Consider the following 22230-nt stretch of genomic DNA (forward strand, 5'->3'; position numbering starts at 1 on the left):
AGATTTGAGAAAGTTTTAGTGCAACTTTCTCAAATCTATTTTGTCCTTACTTTTTTTGTTCATCAGTAGTGGGAATTTGTGCCCTAAATTGCCCCCTAAACTGATTGCTTAAGCAATTCCGACGATGGTTGCTGTGATTGCTGGATCGGAATCTCAATCGCAAATTCTGCTCCTTGTCCGGGTGACGAAATGCATCGTAGCTGTCCCCGATGTGTCTCTGTCACTATCTGATAGCTAATCGCTAATCCCATTCCGGTTCCCTTACCAACCGGCTTGGTAGTGAAAAACGGGTCAAATAATCGTTGTTGAATCTCTTCAGCAATACCTGCGCCATTATCTGCAATCCGAATCGCAATTTGTTTTGATGCCAAAACTTGCGTGCGAATTGTAATTCGGCTGGGCGAAGCTTGCCTATCTTGATAGCTACGCTTGGCGTTGAACTCCTCTATGGCATCAATCGCATTGCTGAGGAGGTTCATAAATACTTGGTTAAGTTGTCCAGCATGGCACTCAATGTTGGGTAATTGACCATACTCTTTGACAACTTCAATGCCGGGATGCTCTGGCTTCGCCTTGAGACGGTTTTGCAAGAGCATCAGCGTGCTATCAATGCCTTGGTGAATATCCACATCCTTAACTTCTGATTCATCAAGACGGGAAAACACGCGCAGCGACTGAACAATATCACGAATGCGCTGAGCGCCAACTTGCATTGAGACAAGGAGTTTGGATAAATCTTCTTTAAGAAATTCCACCTCCATCTCCTCCGCTTTGTCTTGAATCTGGGGCGTGGGCTGAGGATACTGCTCTTGGTACAGCTGAATCAACTCCAGTAAATCTTGGATGTAAGAGCTGGCATGAGTAAGATTGCCGTAGATGAAGTTGACTGGATTATTGATTTCGTGGGCAATGCCTGCCACCATCTGACCCAAACTAGACATTTTCTCACTCTGTACTAGCTGGAGTTGGGTGTGGTTAAGTTTGGTCAGCGTTTGGTTGAGCAGTGTAATCTGTTGTTGCGTTTGGTTATACAGTTGAGCCTGAGTAATGGCAACTGCTAGCTGATCTACCACCGCTTTGAGTAATTCTCGATCTAGTTGACTCAGATAATGAGCGTGCAAACCAATAAGATAGCCGCAGCAGCCATCTAGAAGCGGGATAGGGAGTGCAAGGTAGGCGTGAGCTTTCAACTCTAGAGGTGTTTGCTCTAACTCAGCATCAACAAACAACAGCTGAAGTGCCTCTGTCTGCTGTAGACAAGCTGCTATGTCTGTACACGAATTGGACTGAAACTTTCTTGGCTGAATCGTCAATGTTTGGGCGTGAGAGTCACCAACCAGCTCAAGAGTTTGGGATTTGGGATCGTACCAGCCAAACAGTACTCTATCAAGCTGTGTTAAGGTTGCCAGTTCTGTTACCGTCGTCTGAACAATGGTTTGTAGCTCTAAAGATTCTCGGATACGACACACCAAACGATTCAGTAGAGCTTCCTGCTCGGCACGAGTGCGGGTTTGCTCAAACAGCTGCACCTGTCGCCATGCACCAATCAGGGCAATCAGCAACAATCCGCCTAAAACGGTCGCCAAGAGGTTGAGTGCGCCTAAGTGAGATTCAATGTTCTGGCGAGGAATAACCAGCGCAATTGACCAATCCGCTTCCTTTAAGGGCACGTAGGCAACGTAGTTCCATCTGTCATTGACTCGTAATAGTTCAATCCCTGCTTGTTTGGCAACCATGTGCTGGGCGATCGCTGCCAGATTCGGATTGGAAGATTGTAAAAAGCTGGGTGCCTGACGCTCTGCGGAGCCAATCATCTTGGAGTCAGGATGGGCGATCGCTACCCCTTGTGAGTTGAGTGCAAACGCATAGCTGCCAACTCCCTGCTGGAGACTGCTCACTACCTGAATCACTCGGTCAACTTCGATCGCTCCAGCCATTACTCCCAGCACTTTAGTACCTGGAAGCCCCTTAATGGGAGCGCTGATATTAATTTGTAAGAGTCCTGTGGTGCGGCTGACTACAGGATTTGCTGCACTAACTTGCCCTGCCATTGCCTTGATAAACCATTCACGGTCTTTCATATTGTTGCGATGAGGACCGACGCTGGTATTCGCACCCCTGCCTTGAGAGTTGACAATTGACAGCTGGTGAATTTCTTTAAACCGTTGCGATTCGGACTTTAGATAAGGCTGGGCGACTGACCAATCCATCGAGCGCACGATGGGGCTGTTAGCCAGCATCTCTACTTCAGTCTTCCGATTAGATAGCCACTGGTCAATCTCATCCCGCCCCTGTTGGACTTTTAGTAAGGCTTGTTGTTGGAGGTTCGCAAGAATCAGTCCCCGCACAACCTGATAGCTAACTACAGCGATCGCACTCACTCCCAACGTTGACCCTGCTAGTATCGACAGAACAATCAGGTTACGAGGTTGCCATCTTTGCTTGTAGCGATGCTGCTTTCTTGGCATCCTTAGCCAGAACGCTTTAGAAAAATTGAATTTTTCCAATCTGGAAAATGCTTCCTGGCTACTTTTTTGCCTAACTGAGTCAGCCTTATTATTTAGGGACGACATTCTTAGTGCTACTTGTTATCGACTTGAGAAATAGGAGATTTCCAAGGAACTTAATATTGCGAAAGTTGAAAGTGTTCTATTTTACTCTCGGTTATTAGGTCGTTCCCTCTAAGAATAATTTTGAGATTTTCTATTCTTCCAACTTTTTTACTTACAAATTTAGATATTATCACCTGCTGATTGAACCAGCATTGGGATAACTACGGAATTTTCATCCTGTCAAAATCCAGAGTTGAGAGGTCAATGAAAGCACCTCGATTACTTCCTTAAGTAGCGACCAATGAGCGTATAGAGGTGACTTTAGCTCAGTACGGCTTAGTGCTAACAATGGATTCCCTGATTAAGGTCATATTTTTTACCTTTCCAGGCAGGGCATCGGGAAAAGATTTCTATATCCAGCTTTACGGATATACTTCCTATTCTGCACACCCTACTATCACAATCGGTTATTTTGGTTTTTTTCCAAAAAAAGTAGTTTGTTATACAAATCAGTAAACCTGATTTGCTATTGCCAGTCCAAATTTTCAAATAGCGAAAATACGGAATGTGCTACTTTAGGGTGCGAAATTGGGGTGAAATCGGCGTGCAAATAGCGGCTGGTTGTGTCAACGCTCTCATGCCCTAAGGTCGCTTGCACTAGATAGGACTGGAAGCGATGCCGATGAAAATTGACCTGTTCAAAGACAGCTACGTAGTGATGATAACGCTTTCTCTAAATTAGTAAGAGCGGAAGATAATGAAGAAAAAATAACCCCATTTTTGTTACTGGATAGAGAGATATCACACTTGCTATCGTTCAATTTTTCGCATTAAGTTCGCATTAAAATAAAGGGATTTGTATCCAATCACGACAATTCAAGAGGTAAAGGTAGCAGTGTTAGTCTGTGAGACTCGCTAGCAACTTGAACTTTCACAGAAAAAATTCGCAACGCTACTTAGGGTATCGTTACCACAGGGTAAATCGATGGGGCAACAAACCAAGGTACCTCTTACCACTTGCTTTGAAGCAGATGGAAACACTGCTGCATAAAATGGGGGAATAGGGCAAAGACCTACTAGCCTGGTATTTCAAGAAGCGGGAGTTGCGGCAGTGACATTTGTAGACAAAGGAAGGGCTGCCGACAACATTTTTGTTGCAGGTGGCGAAATGGGGAATCTGATGCGATCGCTCGATTGGTCGCAGACTCCCTTAGGAGACGTGACCCACTGGCCCCAAAGTTTGCGAAGCGCTGTCAGCATTTTGCTGCCTTCAAAAGCTCAAATTTGCCTGTTCTGGGGGCCTGAATTAATCGCGCTCTACAACGATGCCTATCGCCCTGCTATAGTATCGAAGCATCCTTGGGCACTGGGTCGCCCCGCCCATGAGGTGTGCAGCGAAGTTTGGGACGCGCTCAAACCCTTGCTAGAGGGAGTTGTCACCACTGGAGAAGCCTTCTGGGCGCGAGATTATTTGTTCTTTCTCAATCGCTACGGGTACAGCGAGGAAACTTACTTTGATGTCTCGTATGACCCCGTGCGGGATGAGAGCGGGGAAGTCGGCGGCATTTTTTGCATCGTCAGCGAGACAACTGGGCGAGTTCTGGGCGATCGCCGCTTACAAACTTTGGGACGGCTGGCGAACGAAACGGCTCAAGCCAAGACGGTTGAAGCTGCCTGTCGAACTGCAATTCAGGCTTTAGCCACCAATAAGTACGATATTCCGTTTGCCCTGCTCTATCGAGTGGAAGTAGATGGCAAGCAAGCTACTCTAGTTGAAACGGCTGGATTCGAGGCGAAAACCTCAGCAACGCCCACGAGCGTAGACCTGACTCAAGCCAATGACAACTGGGGATTGGGACAGATTTATCAAACTGGGCAAGCAGTCATTGTTGATGTAGCAACTCGATTCGGGGCGTTACCAAAGGGAGCCTGGGAAAAGTCGCCTATTGCTGCCTGGGTTGTGCCGCTGACCCAATCGGGACAACCTCAGATTGCTGGGTTTTTAGTGTTGGGAATCAATCCCCATCGAGCCTTTGAGAATGAGTATCGAGAATTTTTTGATTTGGTGGCAGGCAATGTTGCGACAGCGATCGCAAATGCCCGTGCGTTTGAAGGAGAACGCCAGCGAGTAGAAGCACTGGCAGAACTGGATCGCGCTAAAACGTCCTTCTTCAGCAACATCAGCCACGAATTCCGCACTCCCCTAACGTTGATGCTGTCCCCGTTAGAGCAGACGCTAGCCGAATTTAATGAAAGCATTCCGACCAAAGCGCGATCGCAACTCGAACTGGTGCAGCGCAATGGGAAGCGCCTGCTGAAGCTCGTCAATACGCTGCTCGATTTCTCGCGCATTGAAGCCGGACGCACTCAGGCAAACTACGAGCCAACCGATTTAGCAACCTATACGGCTGAATTAGCCAGTCTATTTCGTTCTACCGTTGAGCAAGCGGGACTGCAACTCACGGTTGATTGTCCTCCCTTGTCAGAACCGATTTACATAGATCGGGATATGTGGGAGAAGATTGTGTTGAATCTGCTCTCGAATGCCTTTAAGTTCACGTTTGAAGGAGAAATTGCGGTTGTTCTGCGTCCGGTCGGAGACCATGTTGAACTGATGGTGCGCGACACAGGTACAGGTATCCCAGCCGCCGAGCTTCCCAAACTGTTTGAGCGGTTTCATCGCGTTGAGGGCGCACGGGGACGCACCTTTGAGGGTACAGGAATCGGGCTATCGCTGGTGCAGGAACTCGTACATTTGCAGGGTGGGGCGATCGCCGTTGACAGTACGCTGGGTCAGGGCAGTACCTTCACTGTTCGATTGCCAATGGGAACGGCTCATTTAGCGAGCCATGACATTCACGCCAGCCACGCCCAAGCCTCCACCGCCTCCGGTGCAACTTCTTATGTTAAGGAAGCATTAGGTTGGCTGCCCGAAGAACATACAGCGCTGAGAATACAGACGGAAGAAAACGCTCAACGCTCAACCTCCAAGGCTCCCCCGGCGGCTGCCCGCATTCTGTTGGTCGATGATAACGCCGATATGCGCGACTATCTGTACCGTCTCCTTAGCCAGTTTTATCAGGTGGAAATGGCGAAAGATGGCGAAACCGCTCTAGCTTCCATATACAACCATGCGCCTGACCTGATACTCAGCGATGTGATGATGCCAGGAATGGATGGGTTTGAGTTGCTCAGGCAGTTGCGAGCTGATTCTAAAACTCGCGAACTTCCATTTTTGCTGCTTTCTGCTCGCGCCGGAGAAGCATCAGCAATCGAAGGATTGGAAGCTGGAGCCGATGATTATCTGGTGAAACCCTTTAGCTCCGGCGAATTACTTGCCCGCGTTGCTGCCAATTTAGAACTGGGGCGATCGCGCCAAGCGGCTGCGCGTCGTCGCATTGATGCGGTTGTGTCTTCTGTACCCGATTTTATTTACACCTTCGATTTGGCAGGACGATTCACTTACATCAACAAACCGCTGCTCGACCTTTTGCAGAAAACGTTTGCTGAAGCAATGGGCAAAAACTTTTTTGAATTGGATTACCCCCCAGAGTTAGCCGCCCGACTTCAGCAACAGATTCAACAAGTGATCGCCACGCGCCAACCGCTCAAAGATGAAACGCCCTACACCAGTGCCTTTGGGACAAGAGCTTACGAGTACATTTTCGTGCCGCTCTTCGATGCAGATGGTGCAGTAGAAGCGGTAGCAGGAACCAGCCGTGACATTACCGAACACAAACAAATAGAAGTGGCTTTGCGCGCCTCAGAGGAACGCTATCGAATGCTGTTTGAGTCCATTGACGAAGGCTTTTGCGTCATCGAAATGCTGTTTGATGAAAATGGCACGCCGATCGATTACCGTTTTTTGGAAACCAATCCAGTGTTCGAGGAACAAACGGGACTCGAACAAGCGAGCGGCAAAACAGCGCTTCAACTCGCACCGACGCTTGAAAAGCATTGGTTTGAAATTTACGGCAAAATCGCCATTACGGGCGAACCGCTTCGCTTCGAGAATCACTCCGAAGCACTGAACCGTTGGTTCGATGTTTATGCGTTCCGCATTGGGCAGCCGGAGAGCCACAAAGTTGCTATCCTGTTCAAGGACATTAGCGATCGCAAGCGCAGTGAAGCCGAACGAGAACAAATTCTGCAACGAGAACAAGCCGCACGGGAAACCGCCGAACGGGCAAATCGTATTAAAGATGAGTTTCTCGCAGTACTGTCTCACGAGTTGAGATCGCCTCTCAACCCGATCTTGGGCTGGTCTCAGCTACTTCAAAGCCGCAAGATGGATCAAGTGCGAACGACTTATGCCCTACAGATAATCGAACGCAATGCAAAACTGCAAGTGCAGCTCATTGATGATTTGCTCGATGTTTCTCGAATTCTCCAAGGCAAACTCAGTCTCAATGTCGATCCAGTCAATCTTGTAACCACCATCACTGCTGCACTAGAAACAGTGCAGTTAGCCGCCGCCGCCAAATCGATTCAAGTTCAGACAATCCTGGAACCAGAGGTTGGGCAAGTTTTAGGTGATTCAGGTCGGTTGCAGCAAGTCATCTGGAACTTGTTATCCAACGCCGTCAAGTTTACCCCGCCACAAGGACGAGTTGAAATTCGCTTACAGCAGATTGGGGCTGAAGCTCAAATTACGGTCAGCGATACAGGTAAAGGGATTCTCCCCCAATTTCTGCCTTATGTCTTTGAATACTTTCGACAAGCGGATAGCGCCACGACTCGACAATTTGGTGGATTAGGATTGGGCTTAGCGATCGTCCGTCAAATCGTTGAATTACATGGTGGCACTGTTTGTGTAGATAGCTCTGGTGAAGGGCAGGGAGCCACCTTTACGGTGAAATTCCCGTTGATGTCACAGCACTCAGCCCTTCCTCAAGCGGTTGGCGAGTCAAAATCTCTCTCCAGCTTGCAAGGCATCAAAGTGTTAGTAGTAGATGACACGACGGATATGCGAGAGTATGTCACCTTTGTCCTAGAACAGGAAGGGGCAGAGGTGGTGGCTGTCGCTTCAGCAGCGGAAGCTCTTGCCACGTTAGCTCAGTTTCAGCCAACGGTTCTGGTGAGTGACATTGGGATGCCCGATATAGATGGCTATATGTTAATGCGGCAAGTGAGAGCTTTGCCGTCAGCGCTAGGCGGGCAGATTCCAGCGATCGCGCTTACGGCGTATGTGGGGGAACTGAATCAACAACAAGCGATCGCTGCCGGATTTCAACGGCACCTTTCCAAACCGATCGAGCCAACCACGTTAATTGCAGCGATCGTCGATCTGATCCAAAAGGCAAATTAATACTGCTTACTGGTTCGATACTGCCCCTGCTGCGCTTTTCGGTGAACTACCCTTAGCACGGAAACTTAACTGTCATCTCTAGGTCTAAAAGTTCTATCAATCGCCGCAATACTCTGTCATTGCTCCCGATGATATGAGCAATAACACCAACCATCATTCATCTCAATAGCCCCGAATGTAACGGTAGTCTGAAATTAGCTGCAATTGAACGATGACAATTCGTACTTTTTAACCTCTAGCAAGAACCGCTATAGATTTTCTTTTCTCTGGAAAGGGCTAGCAACGGATTGTGGATATTATATGCCAGTAAAGTTGGTTGCTAGAGTTTTTCTAAGAACGCTGGTGTATTGAATGCCGATTCAACGCAGGGGGAGAAAGCTAAAAGTTTTTCTATTTTTATTTTGATATAGTTGCTAGTTCGCACTCTTTGAATTTTCCTTTTCCGTGTGGCGATCGCAAGTGTCTTAGGAACCTCTTGCCACGAGCTTAATCTAGTTTATCCAGGTCGAACCCCTGCTGAAATGCTGTGATCCCTGAAGCCCGGATACCCCGCCAGGAGATGATCCCCAGGATAGATGAACAAAACCTATGTTCAGTTCTATCTTTATTTATCAGAGCGGTCAACACGCTTAATATTCGGTCTTAGGGCATTAGCATCTCGCAACCAAAAAGTTTCATTAACCACATCTTTTTTTAAGGTTCGGGAAGCTCAAAGTTAATTTATTTTTTCAGATTGTGTCCGCCTATACATTCGCTTGAGTGACCAAGGCTTCAGGGGTGTACTTTTTGTGAATAAGGAGTTTAATAAAATGCGAATGAATACTTGTCATTGTTGCGGCAGTCCTCTTCTGCGTCATGCGCGCCAGAATGGGGTTTATTGGTTTTGTACTTCATGCCGACAAGAGATGCTGCCTGTAGCCTTGGATCAAAAACTTCATCAAGCGGTTTTGGGCGAGCGATCGCTTTCTCTGAAACTGGTGAAACCATAAAAAGGTTCCCAGTGCTTTTTTGGGCACGAAAAATTACCAAATTTCAGCTAAAGAAAAACTGAAAAGTCTATTGTTTGCCTGGTGCTACTGTTCCCAGCCTGAACCTGGAAACCTATTCACCCTTAGGTCAGGCGTTAGAATTCATCTGCCCTGATAAAATCAGCTTGGACACGGTTAGGGGCAGTGGATCATGCTGGCAGCGGTACTTTACGGACAAACGGATCTACGCCTGGAACAGGTTGCTGACCCTACTCCCTCGGCTGGTGAGGTAGTAATTCAAGTGGCAGCGGCAACGACTTGTGGCACCGACCTAAAGGTTTGGCGGCGCGGCGGTCATGCAAAGATGCTGAAGCCTCCTACTTTGTTTGGTCATGAGGCAGCGGGGCGGATAGTGGCGGTGGGAAGCGGAGTCCAAGGTTGGCAAGAAGGAGTTCGCGTCGTTGCAAATAATTCTGCTCCTTGCATGAATTGCTTTTTTTGTCAACGTCAAGAATATTCTCTTTGCCCTAACTTGACGTGGAATAACGGCACCTTCGCAGAGTATCTGAAAATTCCCGCCCCGATTGTGCAACATAACCTGTTGCCCATCCCAGATGACTTGCCCGATGCCTTGGCGTCGATGACTGAACCGTTAGCCTGCGTGCTGCATGGGGTAGCACGTTCTAATGTGAAGTCGGGCGATCGCGTTGTGGTGCTGGGAGATGGGGCAATTGGGTTGATGTTTGTGGCGGTACTGGCGCATCAATCAGCGTCGGTGTTGCTATTTGGGGGAAATGACCAACGGCTGGAAATTGGGAAAAAGCTAGGCGCGGTGGAAACGTTTAATTATCATCATCTGACAGATATACCGAGTGCGGTGAAAGAGCGAACCGATGGCTGGGGTGCAGATGTGGTGATAGAAGCGACGGGTGTACCCGCAGTTTGGGAGAGTGCGATCGCGTGTGCCCGTCCGGGTGCTACCGTCAACTTATTCGGGGGATGTCCGCGCGACACCACTATTACCGTCAATACCGAACAACTCCACTACAGCGAACTCACTCTAAAAGGCGTTTTTCACAACACCCCAAAATATGTACGAGATGCCTTATCTCTGTTGGCGAGTCGCGCCATCCCCTTAGAATTGCTTATCAGCGAACATCAGCCTTTAAAGCATTTAGAGCAAGTGTTCCAAGATATGAAGAATCGTAAGGTGATAAAGGTTGCTATCGACCCTAGCATGGCATCTTAAGAATAGGGATAGCTAAGAACAGGGTGCTGATTAGTGAAGTTTGTTTGCAGGTTTAAGGTCTAAATGAAAAGCGTTAAATTTTGGTCAATTCTGTCACTGGGAATTTTACTAGCACTCTCGACCACTAAAAGTGCCGACGCCCTACCCGGACAGAAAACAGAAGAAGTGATTGCCTGGATTAATTCTAATCCTACCCTTCGACCTTCTACAGGCGATGGGCTATTAGTGCAAAAGACCAATACAGCCGCCCAGCGATTTACTTTTCTCGCAACTGTCCTTCCTCCCGGCAGAGTCACTTTTCTTAAAGATCGGGGCACGATTCGCAGCGAACGCTTTTCTTTTTTTGACATGATTAATGGCGTTACTCCACAACGTCTAAAAGAATCGCTGCGGGTAATTTATGGGCCAGATGTCTATCAAGACTACGACCGCTCCCGAATCGTCTACGAATATCCCACACCACAAACTGTAGACTTAGCTCGTCGGCAGCGGCTTCCACTTTTAGCAGCACAGCAGGGTGAACTGCGTTTAGGAGAGCGATTTGGCTACTGGATGGAAATTGCCCAAACCAAGGAAGGGAAGGCCTATAACGGTCAAATGGTCATTTTTTTGAGAGAAGATTTAGACAAGTTGGAGACGGAACTGCGCGATCGCTAAATTACAGAAATGGCAAATTGCTAATTATTAACTAGATTCAAAAATTAGAATTTGCCATTTTAATTTAGTTGCACCGGACTTTAAAAAAAGAGACGCGATTAATCGTGTCTCTCCTACGTAATGAGTGCAATCCGTAGCGATATTGGTCGCTTACACGGACTACTTATTTTTATCCTTATCTTTGCTCTTTCCTTTTCCTCTGCCATCAAATTGTGTATTGCCAGTGTTTTCAGGAGTTGATACCTGTTGGCTTGGTGCCTCTATCGATGGCGCAGTGGATGCGGCTGGTGATGGCTTTGGAACTTCTGCTGGCTTTAGCGCTATAACCAAGCCGGTTACAGCGGTGAGAATGGCAGCAGTTGCGGTCATAATGCCCGGAACGGTATGAAACCATCCCTGTGATTTTGGTTCTTCAGACATCGGTGAATTTCTAGAATTTCCTGTTAATTTAATACGGCTAATTACTCGAATTTCCGAATAAACGATGCGAGTATAACAAATGCGATCGCGTCCGGCAAACGGGAAATATACCAGATTCAGTGCTATCTATCGTTTTCCTACCCCACCTTCAAATTAGGGAAAGACACGCCAAAACTTGATTTTGTTTTCTGGTTCTTCGCGGCTAGTGGCAACAGTGGGGGTGAAACTCTCTCTGAGGGTCGCTAGAGTAGATGGTATCCCAACACAGCTAAATCAGGATAAAGCGACAAGACTAGGAATCGCTAACCAACGAGAAGACCTGATATTTTTGGGTTCTGATAGAAGGTGTATTCATGATCAGCAAACAAGACTACACTGCACAAATACTTGACGGATGGATTTACCAAATCGTACCAGGGCATTATGGGCATCGTCTGGAGATTTGGAACCCCCAAGGCAACCCATATCGCAGCTTAAAAGCTTTTGGGCAATACGAAGACGCTGTAGCATTTGCTGAATCCTTAATTGCCTTGAGTAATAACGAAAGCAATTGGGTTCCTAACAGCGAGGACAGTCTTACCTTTGACCGAATGATGCAACAGCTAGTTTGCGTCGAATGCGACGACTTCATTTATAAAGAGTGGCACGTTAAATCTTACGAAGACTGTGATAATAACTGGAATCTTTATGCCCTTAATCCAGTCATCGGGAAAACTGAAGTTTCACTGAAGCGACAAGCAGATTTACAGGAAGCGATCGCGCAAGTCAAGGCTCAGATAGATGGGATTGAAGTGGTTAGCGTAGCAGCAAGAGATCGCGCACCCCGTTGTGAGCAAACTTAGCTTTATTTTAGTTGCATATTTTCTAAATTTTTACTGCCGTTTTTACAAATATATTTAATAAGTGTCAAGTCTCATCTGCATTTCCTATACACTCTTCACAGTAATGTCTTTTAGTTACACTGTGCAAGCAGCGTTTAGATTTATGCAACCGATTTCACCTCTCATCAAGTAACCTAATAGAGGATATTCATTTACTTAAGTTTACTTTTGATTTCAGAAAGAGCCTTTTCAGTTTCTTTTACTTTTGCTTCTTTTTTAACTTTTTCTAATTTCTCATCCAGAATAATTTCTATCCCCTTCTTTAGACTATTAAAATGATTCAAGCAATCTTCTTCACTTAATTCATGAATTCCTTTGCTTAAAATTGAATAAATGATTGTATTTTTAACTAATGATTCAGGCAAAATATCTTTCAACAAACCTATTTTTTCATTAACTCGACTACTATTGTAAATTTCTTCGTCCCATGCATCTGTCTTTTTAGCTTCTTGATGAGCTTCTTCAACTAAGTTTTCAAATATTCTTCTTAAATAAACAAAAGACCCAATACCGATTTTATGACTAACAAGGCCAATAGCCCTACTAAATTCTTTATAATTCTTTTCACCTAATACTTTTCTATATTTTCCTATCTCGGTCATGTTCAAATCTGCGATTGAAGGATACTGACCAATTTTTTGAATTGTACCGTTATCTATTTTAAAACAAAAGTGCATTTTGTGGCTACCATTTCTAGCACAACAAAAATTTAAATTAAATATTCTATTATTCATTTTCAATTCTTGTAAAGGGTTTAATTTAGAATTTTGGGATTTATTAATAGCAGGATTTGTTTTATCTTTAATCGCTTTTTGTAAATACCCTAATACAGGCTCCTTAATGCCAAGCAACTTTTTGAAAGTGCTGTGTTTTTCACACTTTGGGCAGAATGCATCAATTGAATCTTTAAAACTTTCAATTTCCTTAATTAGTTCCGAATTAGAATCAGCTTCAAAAGAAGCATAAAGTGGAATTTCTAAAAAAAACTCTATGGGAGAAGGAAATTTATTGTTTAAAATTGCCACCTTCGATATCTCCTTAGTAATAAAACTTAAAGAAAAACAGTAGGCTCCTAAGCTATAGCAATCCTATTTGAGTTTTGAATGGATAGCCGTTTATATACCCAACTTTTTGGAGAAGTCAGGTATCTCGCTTTCATGAATCATTTAGGACTGCTCTAGTATGGTTAGGTGAAAGCTTATGTGTTACATAATAACTACCATATCACCTGATTAGCCTACAGTCACACCTTCAATTTTTGCATCTGATTCCTCATAGAGCATCCGTAGTTTTTCTAATTTCTCCTCATCTGGTTGCCAAAAACCGCGACCATTTGCTTCTATCATTCTGGCGACAATATTGCGGAAAGCTTCGGGATTTGCCTCTCGCAATTTTTTTGCCATTTCTGCATCTAAAGCATAGGTATCTGCTGCTTGGTCGTAAACCCAATCATCGGTGAAATCAACTGTACCGCCCCAACCAATTAACGCTGTCATGCGTTGGGAGATTTCATAAGCACCACCGGAACCTTGATTCGCCATTGCCTCTGCCCATTTGGGGTTTAGCAATTTAGTCCGATACTCAATACGAAGTAAATCATCTAAGTTGCGGGGAGTGGTGTCTTTGGAGAAACTTTCGACAAAGCTGGCGCTAACTTTTTTGCCACGTTGTTTTTCCGCTGCCTTTTTCAAGCCACCCGTGTTAGCGTAATATTCTTGAATATCGGTGAGACCGTATTCAACCGAGTCGATTTCTTGGACAATGCGATCGCTTGTTTGCAACAACTGCGTCAGCACTTCCGGTCTAGCTTGTCCTTTGTCTTGTCTACCGTAGCTGAAGACATTGCGATCGCGCCAAGTATCGCCCAATTCATCGCCAGATTCCCAGTTACCATCAGTGACGCGATCGTTCACTAGAGAACCAAAATCACCAGCAGGATTAGAAAATAATCGCGCTGAAGCATTGTCTACACCTTGAGATTTCAAAGCTAAGGTGTGTTTGCGGATAAAGTTTTGGTCTTCCGGTTCCTCAGCATTTGCGGCGCGTTGAAACAAATCATCCAACAATTCAATAATGTTGATAAAGGTATCGCGGAAAATTCCCGAAAGATTCCCCAACACATCAATACGCGGATGACCAACTTCTGCTAAAGGTTTCAATTCATAACGGACAATTCTTCCCGTACCTTCCTTAACAGGTTCAGCACCCACTAATTCCAGCAAAATTCCCAAAGATTCGCCCTTCGTTTTAATCGCATCCAATCCCCATAACATCACCGCCACAGTTTCCGGATAAGAACCCTGTTCCTTAAGATGTTGGGCGATAATCTTTCTAGCAACTTCTCGACCCCTTTCATAAGCTGCTGGTGAAGGCATTCGATAAGGATCTAAAGCATGAATATTGCGACCAGTCGGCAATACACCAGCACCATCTCGTAACAAATCACCACCCGGTGCAGGCAGAATATATTCGCCATTCAGTCCTCGCAACAAATTAGTGAGTTCGTCACTATTTTGTTGTAACAAATCCCGAATTTTTATCGCTTCATCTAACTCTGGAAGATTAGAATTAATGCGGAATTTAACGTTCGGATCGCTTTTGGTTAGGGAGTCCCAGTGCGCTGACAATGCTGCCTGTTTGTCTCCACCTTTAGCAACTGCCTCAATAATGTCTTTTGGTAATTCAAAGTAAGCATCTAAATAGCTAATTAGTCCTTCTGGAGTTGGAGGTTCTCCCAGCGTATGCAAGCCAGAGGAGAAAAGACGATTTTCTAGAACTTGCAGATATTCGTACAACTTTACTAAGTAAGAATTAAAAATATCTGCACTAAACATTCGGGCATTCTCAGGAGTGAAGAAAATTCCTAACCGTTTGGCATCCTCAAAGGGACAATCTGCATCGACTCCAGTATCGACAATCTTTTTGCAAATTGCTTCCTTAAGGGCATAATTCTTCTCTGGATCTTCCCGATACTCCGAGATTAAATCGCGCAGCGACACCAATTCTTTGTACAATCCAGCACGACCATAAGGCGGCACATTATGGGAAATCAACACTCCGTAGCCGCGACGCTTTGCCAACATTGATTCAGAAGGGTTGTTTGCCGCATAGATATATAAATTGGGTATATTTCCTAGCAGAATATCTGACCAAGAATAGCCCGTATTACCGAGCGGAGATCCAGGCAACCATTCAACTGTTCCGTGCATTCCGAAGTGAACCACTGCATCAGATTGAAAGTCATTTTGCAACCACTTATAGAAGGCAGCATACTGAGGATGAGGTGTCAAATCGCGCTCAAACATTAGCCGCATCGGGTCGCCGGAAATGCCCAATGGTGGCTGTACGCCTATCCAAATATTTCCTAGTTGTATCCCACCAATTTGAAATTCATCTCCATAAGTTTTAATGCCAGTTCCAGTAAGGGATTTCCACTGTTTTTCGATGCGAGTCGTTAGCAAATATCCCAGCCATTTTTCTAAAGTTCGGGCGTTGACGGTATTTACTCCCCCAAACCCCTCTGCCAACTGGGAGTGGGAGGCTTCTCTTGCCCCCTCCCCGTGAACGGGGAGGGTTGGGGTGGGGTTCTCATCCGCCTCTTTCACTATGCGAATTAATTCTTCCCCATCTTCTGGTAATTCGCCTACGTTGTAGCCTTGGTCTTTGAGACCTTGGAGAAATTTAATTAGACTTCGCGGTACATTCAATAAAGCCGCTGTACCCGTCGCACCATATCCAGGCGGAAAACCATATAAAATTACGGCAATTTTACGTTCATCTGTTGGCTTTTGCCGCAGGGAAATCCATTTTTTCAACCTTCCTGTTAAACGCTGAACTCGTTCTGGAATTAAGTAAATATCTTCTCCGACCAACCCACCGAGAGGAACTGGATCGATTGCCCCATCCAGTTCTGGCAAAGCATATAAAACGACACTTTGCAATCCGCCAACACCCTGCCGCGTCCAAGAATGAATATCTTGAATTAGTAGCGGTGCAGCGACGATATAGGGTACATTCTTGGCGGTGAGAATGCGCTTGGCTACTTCTACTTGTCGTCCTGCCTCCATCGACCCCGCAGGGCCACCGACGAGGGGAAAGCCAATCGTAGAGACAATTGCATCTACTGGAATCGCATCTTCAGACAGGGATGGAGTCTCAAGATGACCGAGTTGTCGCTGTTGCATTTCGTAGTCTGTGGTCATCCAATCCCGCACCGCCACATGACCTTCAACGCCGTTGATAAAAATTGGCAAGGGTATTAACCCAGCTTTCTCAAAGTGGCGAATGAGTTGGGGAATGTAAGGCTGTTTGGTGATAACGTGCTTGCGATAAAGCAGAATTCCAACAGTTGAGTGGGGACACGGTACTGCCGTATCCCTACTTTGATACCATTCCAAATATGCCTTTGGTGATTCAAAAAAGCCTTGATAATCGGGATGCAGTAATCCCATATTTGGAGTTTCAACGGGCGGCGGAATTTCTCCCGCCTTCAACTGCAAATATTTTTCTGCCAGCGTCCAGAACATGGACGCGACATTTTCGGTTCCACCAGCGTTCCAATAACCGTAAATAATCAGCCAGTTGCGTAAGTCTTGCACTTTCTGCACTGGCACAAATTTTAATAACTTTGGCCCAACTTTTAAAAAGCTAATATAACCCGCAAGTTTGTCTTCTTCTCGCCCGTTGCTGAATTTGTCGAGGATGAATTTAACAGGTTTGGGCATTCCCTTGGGTTTGTCGCCAATTTTGAACGCGCCTATCTGAGTGAGGCTCATCAATTCCAAGGCTGACTCGAAGACGAGGCGAATGGGGATATTTTGCACCCTTTGGCGCAACCACATCACTTGGTCGTAATCAAATAGCAGACTACCGAAAAAGACATCTGCCCCTTGGAGTGCGGCTTCTACGGCGTCTGGTTCCGTTGTGAGGGCGCGATCGCTAAACACCCGAATATCCAACTCCGGACAGCTAGCCTGAGCCAAATGAGCTGCCTTCCGGTACAAGTCAGCGTTGAATGATTCAAACCCAGCAATTAGAACAATGCGTTTCATGCCCAGAGATCCTAAAGGTTCCTACTTTCGATCTTAAGCAGGAACCTTAGGATGGGACGCCGAAGCCCACCCCGACCCTCAGATTGCTTTTAGTAACTCGCCCTGAGCATCCCGCTGAAGATATTAAAGTTCTTATCAATCAAACCGATTAAACTCTGAGCATTAGAGAGCGATCGCGGTGGGTTAGAAACCAGCGTATCTAAGGCAATCAAGCGATTAAAATCAATTTTGATGTCACCAGTCCGCTCGGTTTTCCCGTCGCTTTCATAAAACTTGACCCCCACCTTCTTTTGCATAATCTCGATCAACTCCTGCGCCATGATGCCATAGCCAATCGTTGTGGGATGAATGCCATCGAGAGAGAATAAGCCGCCTTGGGTGCGACCCGTTGCATCAGATTTAAAAAAGCGGGAGTCCGGTACGGGTGAAAGTGCCTGAAGCTCAGGCGGCAACTCGTACTGACCACCCACTTCATCCCACCAACTCGGTCTGGCTTCCGGGTCTTGAATATAGCGCCTGGATGCCAAACGATCCAACAAGCCAGCCATTTCAAACAGATACCAATCTCTGCCTTCTTGTCGAGCCTGACGCACCGCCTCGGTTATAAAGTCGTTGTACTGGTCAATGGCACTATCGATTGCTCGTGCCTCTTCCTCTAGCAAGTAGGGGTGCTTATCGGGATCGAAGTCTTCTTCGGTAAGCCAAGGCAAGGAGTAGTAAGGGAAGTATCGAGATCCCGGCTCAGCTTTATTTCCCTGCTCATTTTTATTGATACCACGGGCAAAAGGAACGATCGTGACGTGAGGAACCGTTGCCAAGATTACATGGCGAGCGCGGATTTGCTTCACTTCCTTAACTAGCTTGTCCAGTTCCGCCTTAAAGTGAATCGGACGCCAGACGGTATAGCGATCGTTGACCGCCATATCGTCATAGCCATCAGCGCTCCAAGCCGCCTTGAATGTCAGAATACTACCCAGCGCATTATTGCCACCGATAACCACAATCAGCGTTTCAATGCCGTCTCCATCGCCAGTTTCTTGCATCCCCTCAGCACCTAGTGCTGCTGCCGCTTGTAGTGGTGTCAGCGCGTTGCCTCGTGCATCTCGTGCCGAATTCAAAACTCGGATAGCAGCGCGTTCGTTATGGTACTCGACAACCTGCCGGAGATAATCGTCTTTAGGCGGATTTTTCCGAATGATGTCTAGGCAAATGTCCGCAGTGCGCGACAGGGTATTCCGCAAATCCCACCCATAGACTGCCAGGTTGTGATTAATCCCTCGTTGAATTGGGAAGCGGGAACCTGCGTCACGTTCCCAATAATCCTCTATATCGTCCATGTAGCGGCGTATAAACAACAGCGCTGGGGCGAAATCCAACCAGTTGATGTCACCAAACTCCCGATCGAGTTGTCGAGCCAGATGTTCTAGGTTGATCGGAAACCCATCTCCTGGCCCCTCATAGGTGGGATAACGCATCTGGTTAGACCAGCCCATTTCCTTGGCAATCATCATCGGATAGGAGAGGCTAGTATTAAAAATTGCCCCACTTTGAAAGCCGTGAGAGAGAGAGTCCCCAATCGTGACCAGCCGATGCTGGGGAGTGCCTTGTCTATTCACTTCAACGGAAATGCCCAAGCTGGGATCTGTAATGGGTTTCCGCGCCTGTGCCTGAATAATTACATCGTCTGGCGTGCGATCGCGCATTCGATTTCCAGAGTTGGTCATAAAGTCTCCTGATTAAAAAAAGCGAACATTAGTTACCAGATGCTCCACAACCGATGAGATCAAATCCGGAATTTATGTTAAATCAGCAGCGGTTTCAAATTAGCCGGTAGAATCTTATAAAAAATAAGATTTAATTAAATATTGTAGCAATCTGTAATAACATTTAAAATTTTTATCTGAAAACTGGGCAGGAGATTATATAGAGGTTTTACTAGGAAAGTTACCTCGAATTTCAAAAATTTTAGTTTAATTAAAAGCCAGATACTTAATTCACCATTAATTATCATAAGCCAGAGAATTGATATTAGATAGAATGTATTCCCCAATACTGGAATCGACGGAGATAAAATAGGAAAATCTACAGAGGAGGGAAGTTATAACTGAAGTTATACTATCGAAATTTATTAAGCATTCAGTTATAAAATGCAAGCGTATCGCGCAAGCAGTGTAACTCTCAGTTGCTGCGGTTTTGGGTAGTGGTAAAATAACACAAAAGCTAGACTTGACCAATGGCTTTTTCTTGGCTAACTTACGAAAAAAGTTAGCAATATTCAATTCAGGTGAAATCTATGGCTTTTAATATTAGTGCGCTGAAATTACCCACACTCAAAATCGGCTCTGATGGAGCAGCAGTCAGCGCTTGGCAAAGCTTTTTAAAAGAAGCTGGTTATCCGATAGGAACCGTTGATGGAGACTTTGGCAAGATTAGCGATACAGCTACCCGCAGTTATCAGCAAAGAAATAACTTGCCCGTCAATGGAGTGGTGGATAATACCACCTACACCAAAGCTTTAAGTGACGGTTTTATTTATAAAGTTCCGAATCTTACGGCGGCAATGTTGCTTGCTTATCTGCGCTTTGGTGAGGCAGAGGCTAAAGATTTACAAAAGTCTTTGAATACAATATTGGTTCCGGATTTGGTAGTAGATGGAGACTTTGGAGCGAGAAGTAGCCAAGGGTTAGCCCAAGCTTATCTGCAAAGAGATGTACGCTTGCGTAGTGAATTAGAGGATTTACTTTCTGCAACGACTAAGCAGAAATTAGGCGCAGATTTTATTCCTGCAATGGATATCCTCAACGCCTATGCCAAAAGAATTAGATTTCGCCTGAGTGGCCCGCATTGGTATGACAACTTTCCGACTAGCCGCTCGATTTCTGATTTAGCTTCACCTTTTCGAGAAAAAGTAACAGCTTTTCAAAAAGCTTTAATTGATGCGGGTGCCCAAACTATTATTGCTGCTACCTATCGACCTCCGCAACGAGCCTACATGATGCACTATTCGGCTAGAATTAGCCGAGGAGAAATTAGAGCAGAAAATGTGCCAAGGATGGCGGGAGTTGACATTCAATGGGTACATTATACGAACGCTGTATCCGTGCAAGCCGCACAACGGATGGTGAATGAATTCGGGATTGGTGGGAATCCGGTTGCTCTCAAATCTCGACATACTGAAAGGCTAGCCATCGATTGGAACATTACCTGGGCAGGAGTTCTGAAAATTAAAAAGAGGGATGGCACGCTGGTTAATATTGGCGCTCCCACGAATGGTGCCAATAATACGGTTCTCTATAGTGTGGGTGCATCTTATGGTGTCTTTAAGCTAGCAAATGACCCGCCCCACTGGTCAGTTGATGGTCGCTAAGGCTTGCACTCATTTTTGAGTTTAGATTGTAGAGACGCAATTAATTGCGTCTCTCTTCATCGGTAGTTACAGAAATTGAAATCGGGCAATTAAATCGGGCAATGGTAAAGCAAAATAGTATGAAAACAAAAGGTAAACTTTGCTGATTGCCGAACCTCTACCAACTGACACCGATGCAACTTCAAAGATTTGACCTCAGCGCGGTCATCATCCGCACAACCGCGATCGCTTTGTTGGCATTAATCGCTGGCTGTTCATCCGATCCCTATGCAGAATCAGCACTTGAGCCAAATATATCCTCGAATCGCACCGCAACTACAGCAGAAGTGGGTTTAGCACGTCACTTGAAACGCATCAAAGCCAAATTTTACGGTGCATATTGGTGCCCTTTCTGCACAAAACAGAAAGAACTGTTTCCAAAAGAGGCACTTGGCTATATCAACTACATTGAGTGCGATGCTGGCGGTCAAAATCCCCGTCCAGACCTTTGCACGAAGGCAAAAATCAAAAGCTTTCCCACCTGGGAGATTCAGGGGCGGCGTTACTCAGGTCTGCTTTCTTTAGAAGAACTCGCCGAGTTATCCGGGTATAAAGGCGATCGCAACTTTCAAAACCGAATTTGATAAGGCTTACCCAACGCTGCGCTCAAATGAACCATGCCATGCCCCTACGAGGGTTCTCTCATTGTTGCGGCACAACGGTAGGAGAGGGAATTGGTTCTGCTTGTCCGGCTTGTACTAGAGCTTGATAAATGGCAGCAGCCACCTCAGCGCGAGTCGCAGCCTGATTCGGTTTGAGCAAGTTTGGATACGGGTAGTTGATTACAAGACCGGCGGCTGTAGACGCTGCTACACCTTGTATTGCGTACTTAGGAATCTCACTGGCGTCTTGATAAGTCTGTAAAGCTTGAGCCGGATTGGACGGCGGTTTAAGCCCTAAGCCGCTGGCAAGCGCAACCAAAACTTGCGCTCTCGGAATCTCTTGGTTGGGTAGAAACCGATTTCTCGGATATCCTTTTAAAAAACCCGTTGCCACAGCTTGCTTGATCCCTGCTTCAGCCCAGTACCCAGCGGGAACATCTTGAAAATTCACAGCATTCTGAGCGGGTTTTTGACCAAAAGCTTTCCGCAACGGAGCCGTAAATTCTGCTCTCGTGATCGGTTGATCGGGGCGAAAAGTCCCATCGGTGAAACCCGCAAGGATGTTGCGCTCAACCAGCGCTTGAATGTAAGGACGCGCCCAGTAATTATCGGGAATATCGGAAAAGTTGATCGGTTTAGCTGGGGCAGAAGCCGTGGGGGCTGGTACGGGAACAACCGCCACTGGGGCGGAAGGTGCAGGCGCGGGTACTGTAGCGGGGGCGGCTGACGGCGCTGGGGAAGGTGCGGGTACGACGGGTACGGGAATAATCGGGATGCTTCTCGATACTGTGTCTGGATCGTTCGGGATGACTAGCGTTCGGTTTGGGTCGTTCGGTGAAGCAGAAGGTGTCGGAAGCGTTTGCTGGGGGCGCGATTCTCCGGGTATCACTGCTGGTAGCGGCGCTGCTGGCGTTGGACTTGCCGTGGCGTCAGGAGTCGGCAATCCGCCCAAATTCACTCCTGGCTCCCTTCTACCTATCGACCAGAAGAAAATCGTGCCAATCACGCTGAAGGCAACAACAATGCCAATCAACTCATCAAAGCCAAGCCGAGAGGAACGTGGATCGGGCGGAGGTGAATTTGTCATTTACCTGAGTTCATGCAGCAAGTAGCTTATACCCTAAAATGCCAAGCTA

General features: G+C 46.2%; 13 protein-coding genes. 6 read left to right on the forward strand and 7 right to left on the reverse strand.

What is annotated here, in order from left to right; genetic code table 11:
* Positions 1–95: 95 nt before the first annotated feature.
* Positions 96–2468 carry a cache domain-containing protein gene (locus tag H6H02_RS15100; RefSeq protein ID WP_242040723.1) on the reverse strand — a complete coding sequence of 791 codons (2373 nt, stop codon included), beginning with the start codon at positions 2466–2468 and terminating at the stop codon, positions 96–98.
* A 1252-nt stretch (positions 2469–3720) separates the two neighbouring features.
* Between H6H02_RS15100 and H6H02_RS15105 the strand changes: the two genes are divergently transcribed.
* A complete protein-coding gene (locus H6H02_RS15105) occupies positions 3721–7860 on the forward strand; it encodes an ATP-binding protein (RefSeq protein WP_190819248.1) in 4140 nt (1379 codons plus the stop codon).
* A gap of 801 nt (positions 7861–8661) precedes the next feature.
* On the opposite strand, the gene H6H02_RS15110 is transcribed toward H6H02_RS15105, so the two are convergent.
* Positions 8662–8847: a hypothetical protein gene (locus H6H02_RS15110; RefSeq protein ID WP_190819123.1), complete on the reverse strand. Its 186-nt coding sequence runs from the start codon at positions 8845–8847 to the stop codon at positions 8662–8664.
* 192 nt (positions 8848–9039) lie between these two features.
* Between H6H02_RS15110 and H6H02_RS15115 the strand changes: the two genes are divergently transcribed.
* Together H6H02_RS15115 and H6H02_RS15120 are read left to right on the forward strand one after the other, a co-directional pair.
* The gene (locus tag H6H02_RS15115; RefSeq protein ID WP_190819125.1) at positions 9040–10077 is read left to right on the forward strand and encodes an alcohol dehydrogenase catalytic domain-containing protein; all 1038 of its coding nucleotides are present in this window, start codon (positions 9040–9042) and stop codon (positions 10075–10077) included.
* Between the two features lie 63 nt (positions 10078–10140).
* Positions 10141–10734: a hypothetical protein gene (locus H6H02_RS15120; protein WP_190819127.1), complete on the forward strand. Its 594-nt coding sequence runs from the start codon at positions 10141–10143 to the stop codon at positions 10732–10734.
* 159 nt (positions 10735–10893) lie between these two features.
* Here the strand turns inward: H6H02_RS15120 and H6H02_RS15125 are convergent, their stop codons facing one another.
* Positions 10894–11154: a hypothetical protein gene (locus H6H02_RS15125; RefSeq protein WP_190819129.1), complete on the reverse strand. Its 261-nt coding sequence runs from the start codon at positions 11152–11154 to the stop codon at positions 10894–10896.
* A gap of 353 nt (positions 11155–11507) precedes the next feature.
* Between H6H02_RS15125 and H6H02_RS15130 the strand changes: the two genes are divergently transcribed.
* Complete coding sequence (locus H6H02_RS15130) at positions 11508–11996, forward strand: hypothetical protein (RefSeq protein ID WP_190819131.1); 489 nt, start codon at positions 11508–11510, stop codon at positions 11994–11996.
* Between the two features lie 191 nt (positions 11997–12187).
* Here the strand turns inward: H6H02_RS15130 and H6H02_RS15135 are convergent, their stop codons facing one another.
* The 3 genes from H6H02_RS15135 to H6H02_RS15145 form a co-directional block, all read right to left on the reverse strand.
* Positions 12188–13060, reverse strand: a complete 873-nt coding sequence (locus tag H6H02_RS15135) for a short-chain dehydrogenase (protein WP_190819133.1) — start codon at positions 13058–13060, stop codon at positions 12188–12190.
* Between the two features lie 207 nt (positions 13061–13267).
* Complete coding sequence (bchH, locus tag H6H02_RS15140; RefSeq protein ID WP_190819135.1) at positions 13268–17086, reverse strand: magnesium chelatase subunit H; 3819 nt, start codon at positions 17084–17086, stop codon at positions 13268–13270.
* An 89-nt stretch (positions 17087–17175) separates the two neighbouring features.
* On the reverse strand, positions 17176–18810 hold the full coding sequence (locus H6H02_RS15145; RefSeq protein ID WP_190819138.1) for a hypothetical protein: 1635 nt from the start codon (positions 18808–18810) through the stop codon (positions 17176–17178).
* A gap of 569 nt (positions 18811–19379) precedes the next feature.
* Between H6H02_RS15145 and H6H02_RS15150 the strand changes: the two genes are divergently transcribed.
* Entirely contained in the window at positions 19380–20453 is a 1074-nt protein-coding gene (locus tag H6H02_RS15150) for a peptidoglycan-binding protein (protein WP_190819140.1), read from the forward strand.
* A 173-nt stretch (positions 20454–20626) separates the two neighbouring features.
* On the forward strand, positions 20627–21076 hold the full coding sequence (locus H6H02_RS15155; protein ID WP_206757287.1) for a hypothetical protein: 450 nt from the start codon (positions 20627–20629) through the stop codon (positions 21074–21076).
* Positions 21077–21134: 58 nt separating this feature from the next.
* On the opposite strand, the gene H6H02_RS15160 is transcribed toward H6H02_RS15155, so the two are convergent.
* Complete coding sequence (locus H6H02_RS15160; RefSeq protein ID WP_190819144.1) at positions 21135–22181, reverse strand: S-layer homology domain-containing protein; 1047 nt, start codon at positions 22179–22181, stop codon at positions 21135–21137.
* Positions 22182–22230 lie beyond the last annotated feature (49 nt).

This window comes from Coleofasciculus sp. FACHB-1120 (assembly GCF_014698845.1).
Taxonomy (GTDB): domain Bacteria; phylum Cyanobacteriota; class Cyanobacteriia; order Cyanobacteriales; family FACHB-T130; genus FACHB-T130.

Excerpts from the sequence above, each read along its gene's own strand:
- H6H02_RS15100 (WP_242040723.1), bottom strand. The coding sequence starts at position 2,468 with ATGCCAAGAAAGCAGCATCGCTACAAGCAAAGATGGCAACCTCGTAAC.
- H6H02_RS15130 (WP_190819131.1), top strand. The coding sequence starts at position 11,508 with ATGATCAGCAAACAAGACTACACTGCACAAATACTTGACGGATGGATT.
- H6H02_RS15115 (WP_190819125.1), top strand. The coding sequence starts at position 9,040 with ATGCTGGCAGCGGTACTTTACGGACAAACGGATCTACGCCTGGAACAG.
- H6H02_RS15155 (WP_206757287.1), top strand. The coding sequence starts at position 20,627 with ATGCAACTTCAAAGATTTGACCTCAGCGCGGTCATCATCCGCACAACC.
- H6H02_RS15150 (WP_190819140.1), top strand. The coding sequence starts at position 19,380 with ATGGCTTTTAATATTAGTGCGCTGAAATTACCCACACTCAAAATCGGC.
- H6H02_RS15120 (WP_190819127.1), top strand. The coding sequence starts at position 10,141 with ATGAAAAGCGTTAAATTTTGGTCAATTCTGTCACTGGGAATTTTACTA.
- H6H02_RS15125 (WP_190819129.1), bottom strand. The coding sequence starts at position 11,154 with ATGTCTGAAGAACCAAAATCACAGGGATGGTTTCATACCGTTCCGGGC.
- bchH (WP_190819135.1), bottom strand. The coding sequence starts at position 17,086 with ATGAAACGCATTGTTCTAATTGCTGGGTTTGAATCATTCAACGCTGAC.
- H6H02_RS15105 (WP_190819248.1), top strand. The coding sequence starts at position 3,721 with ATGGGGAATCTGATGCGATCGCTCGATTGGTCGCAGACTCCCTTAGGA.
- H6H02_RS15160 (WP_190819144.1), bottom strand. The coding sequence starts at position 22,181 with ATGACAAATTCACCTCCGCCCGATCCACGTTCCTCTCGGCTTGGCTTT.
- H6H02_RS15145 (WP_190819138.1), bottom strand. The coding sequence starts at position 18,810 with ATGACCAACTCTGGAAATCGAATGCGCGATCGCACGCCAGACGATGTA.
- H6H02_RS15110 (WP_190819123.1), bottom strand. The coding sequence starts at position 8,847 with ATGGTTTCACCAGTTTCAGAGAAAGCGATCGCTCGCCCAAAACCGCTT.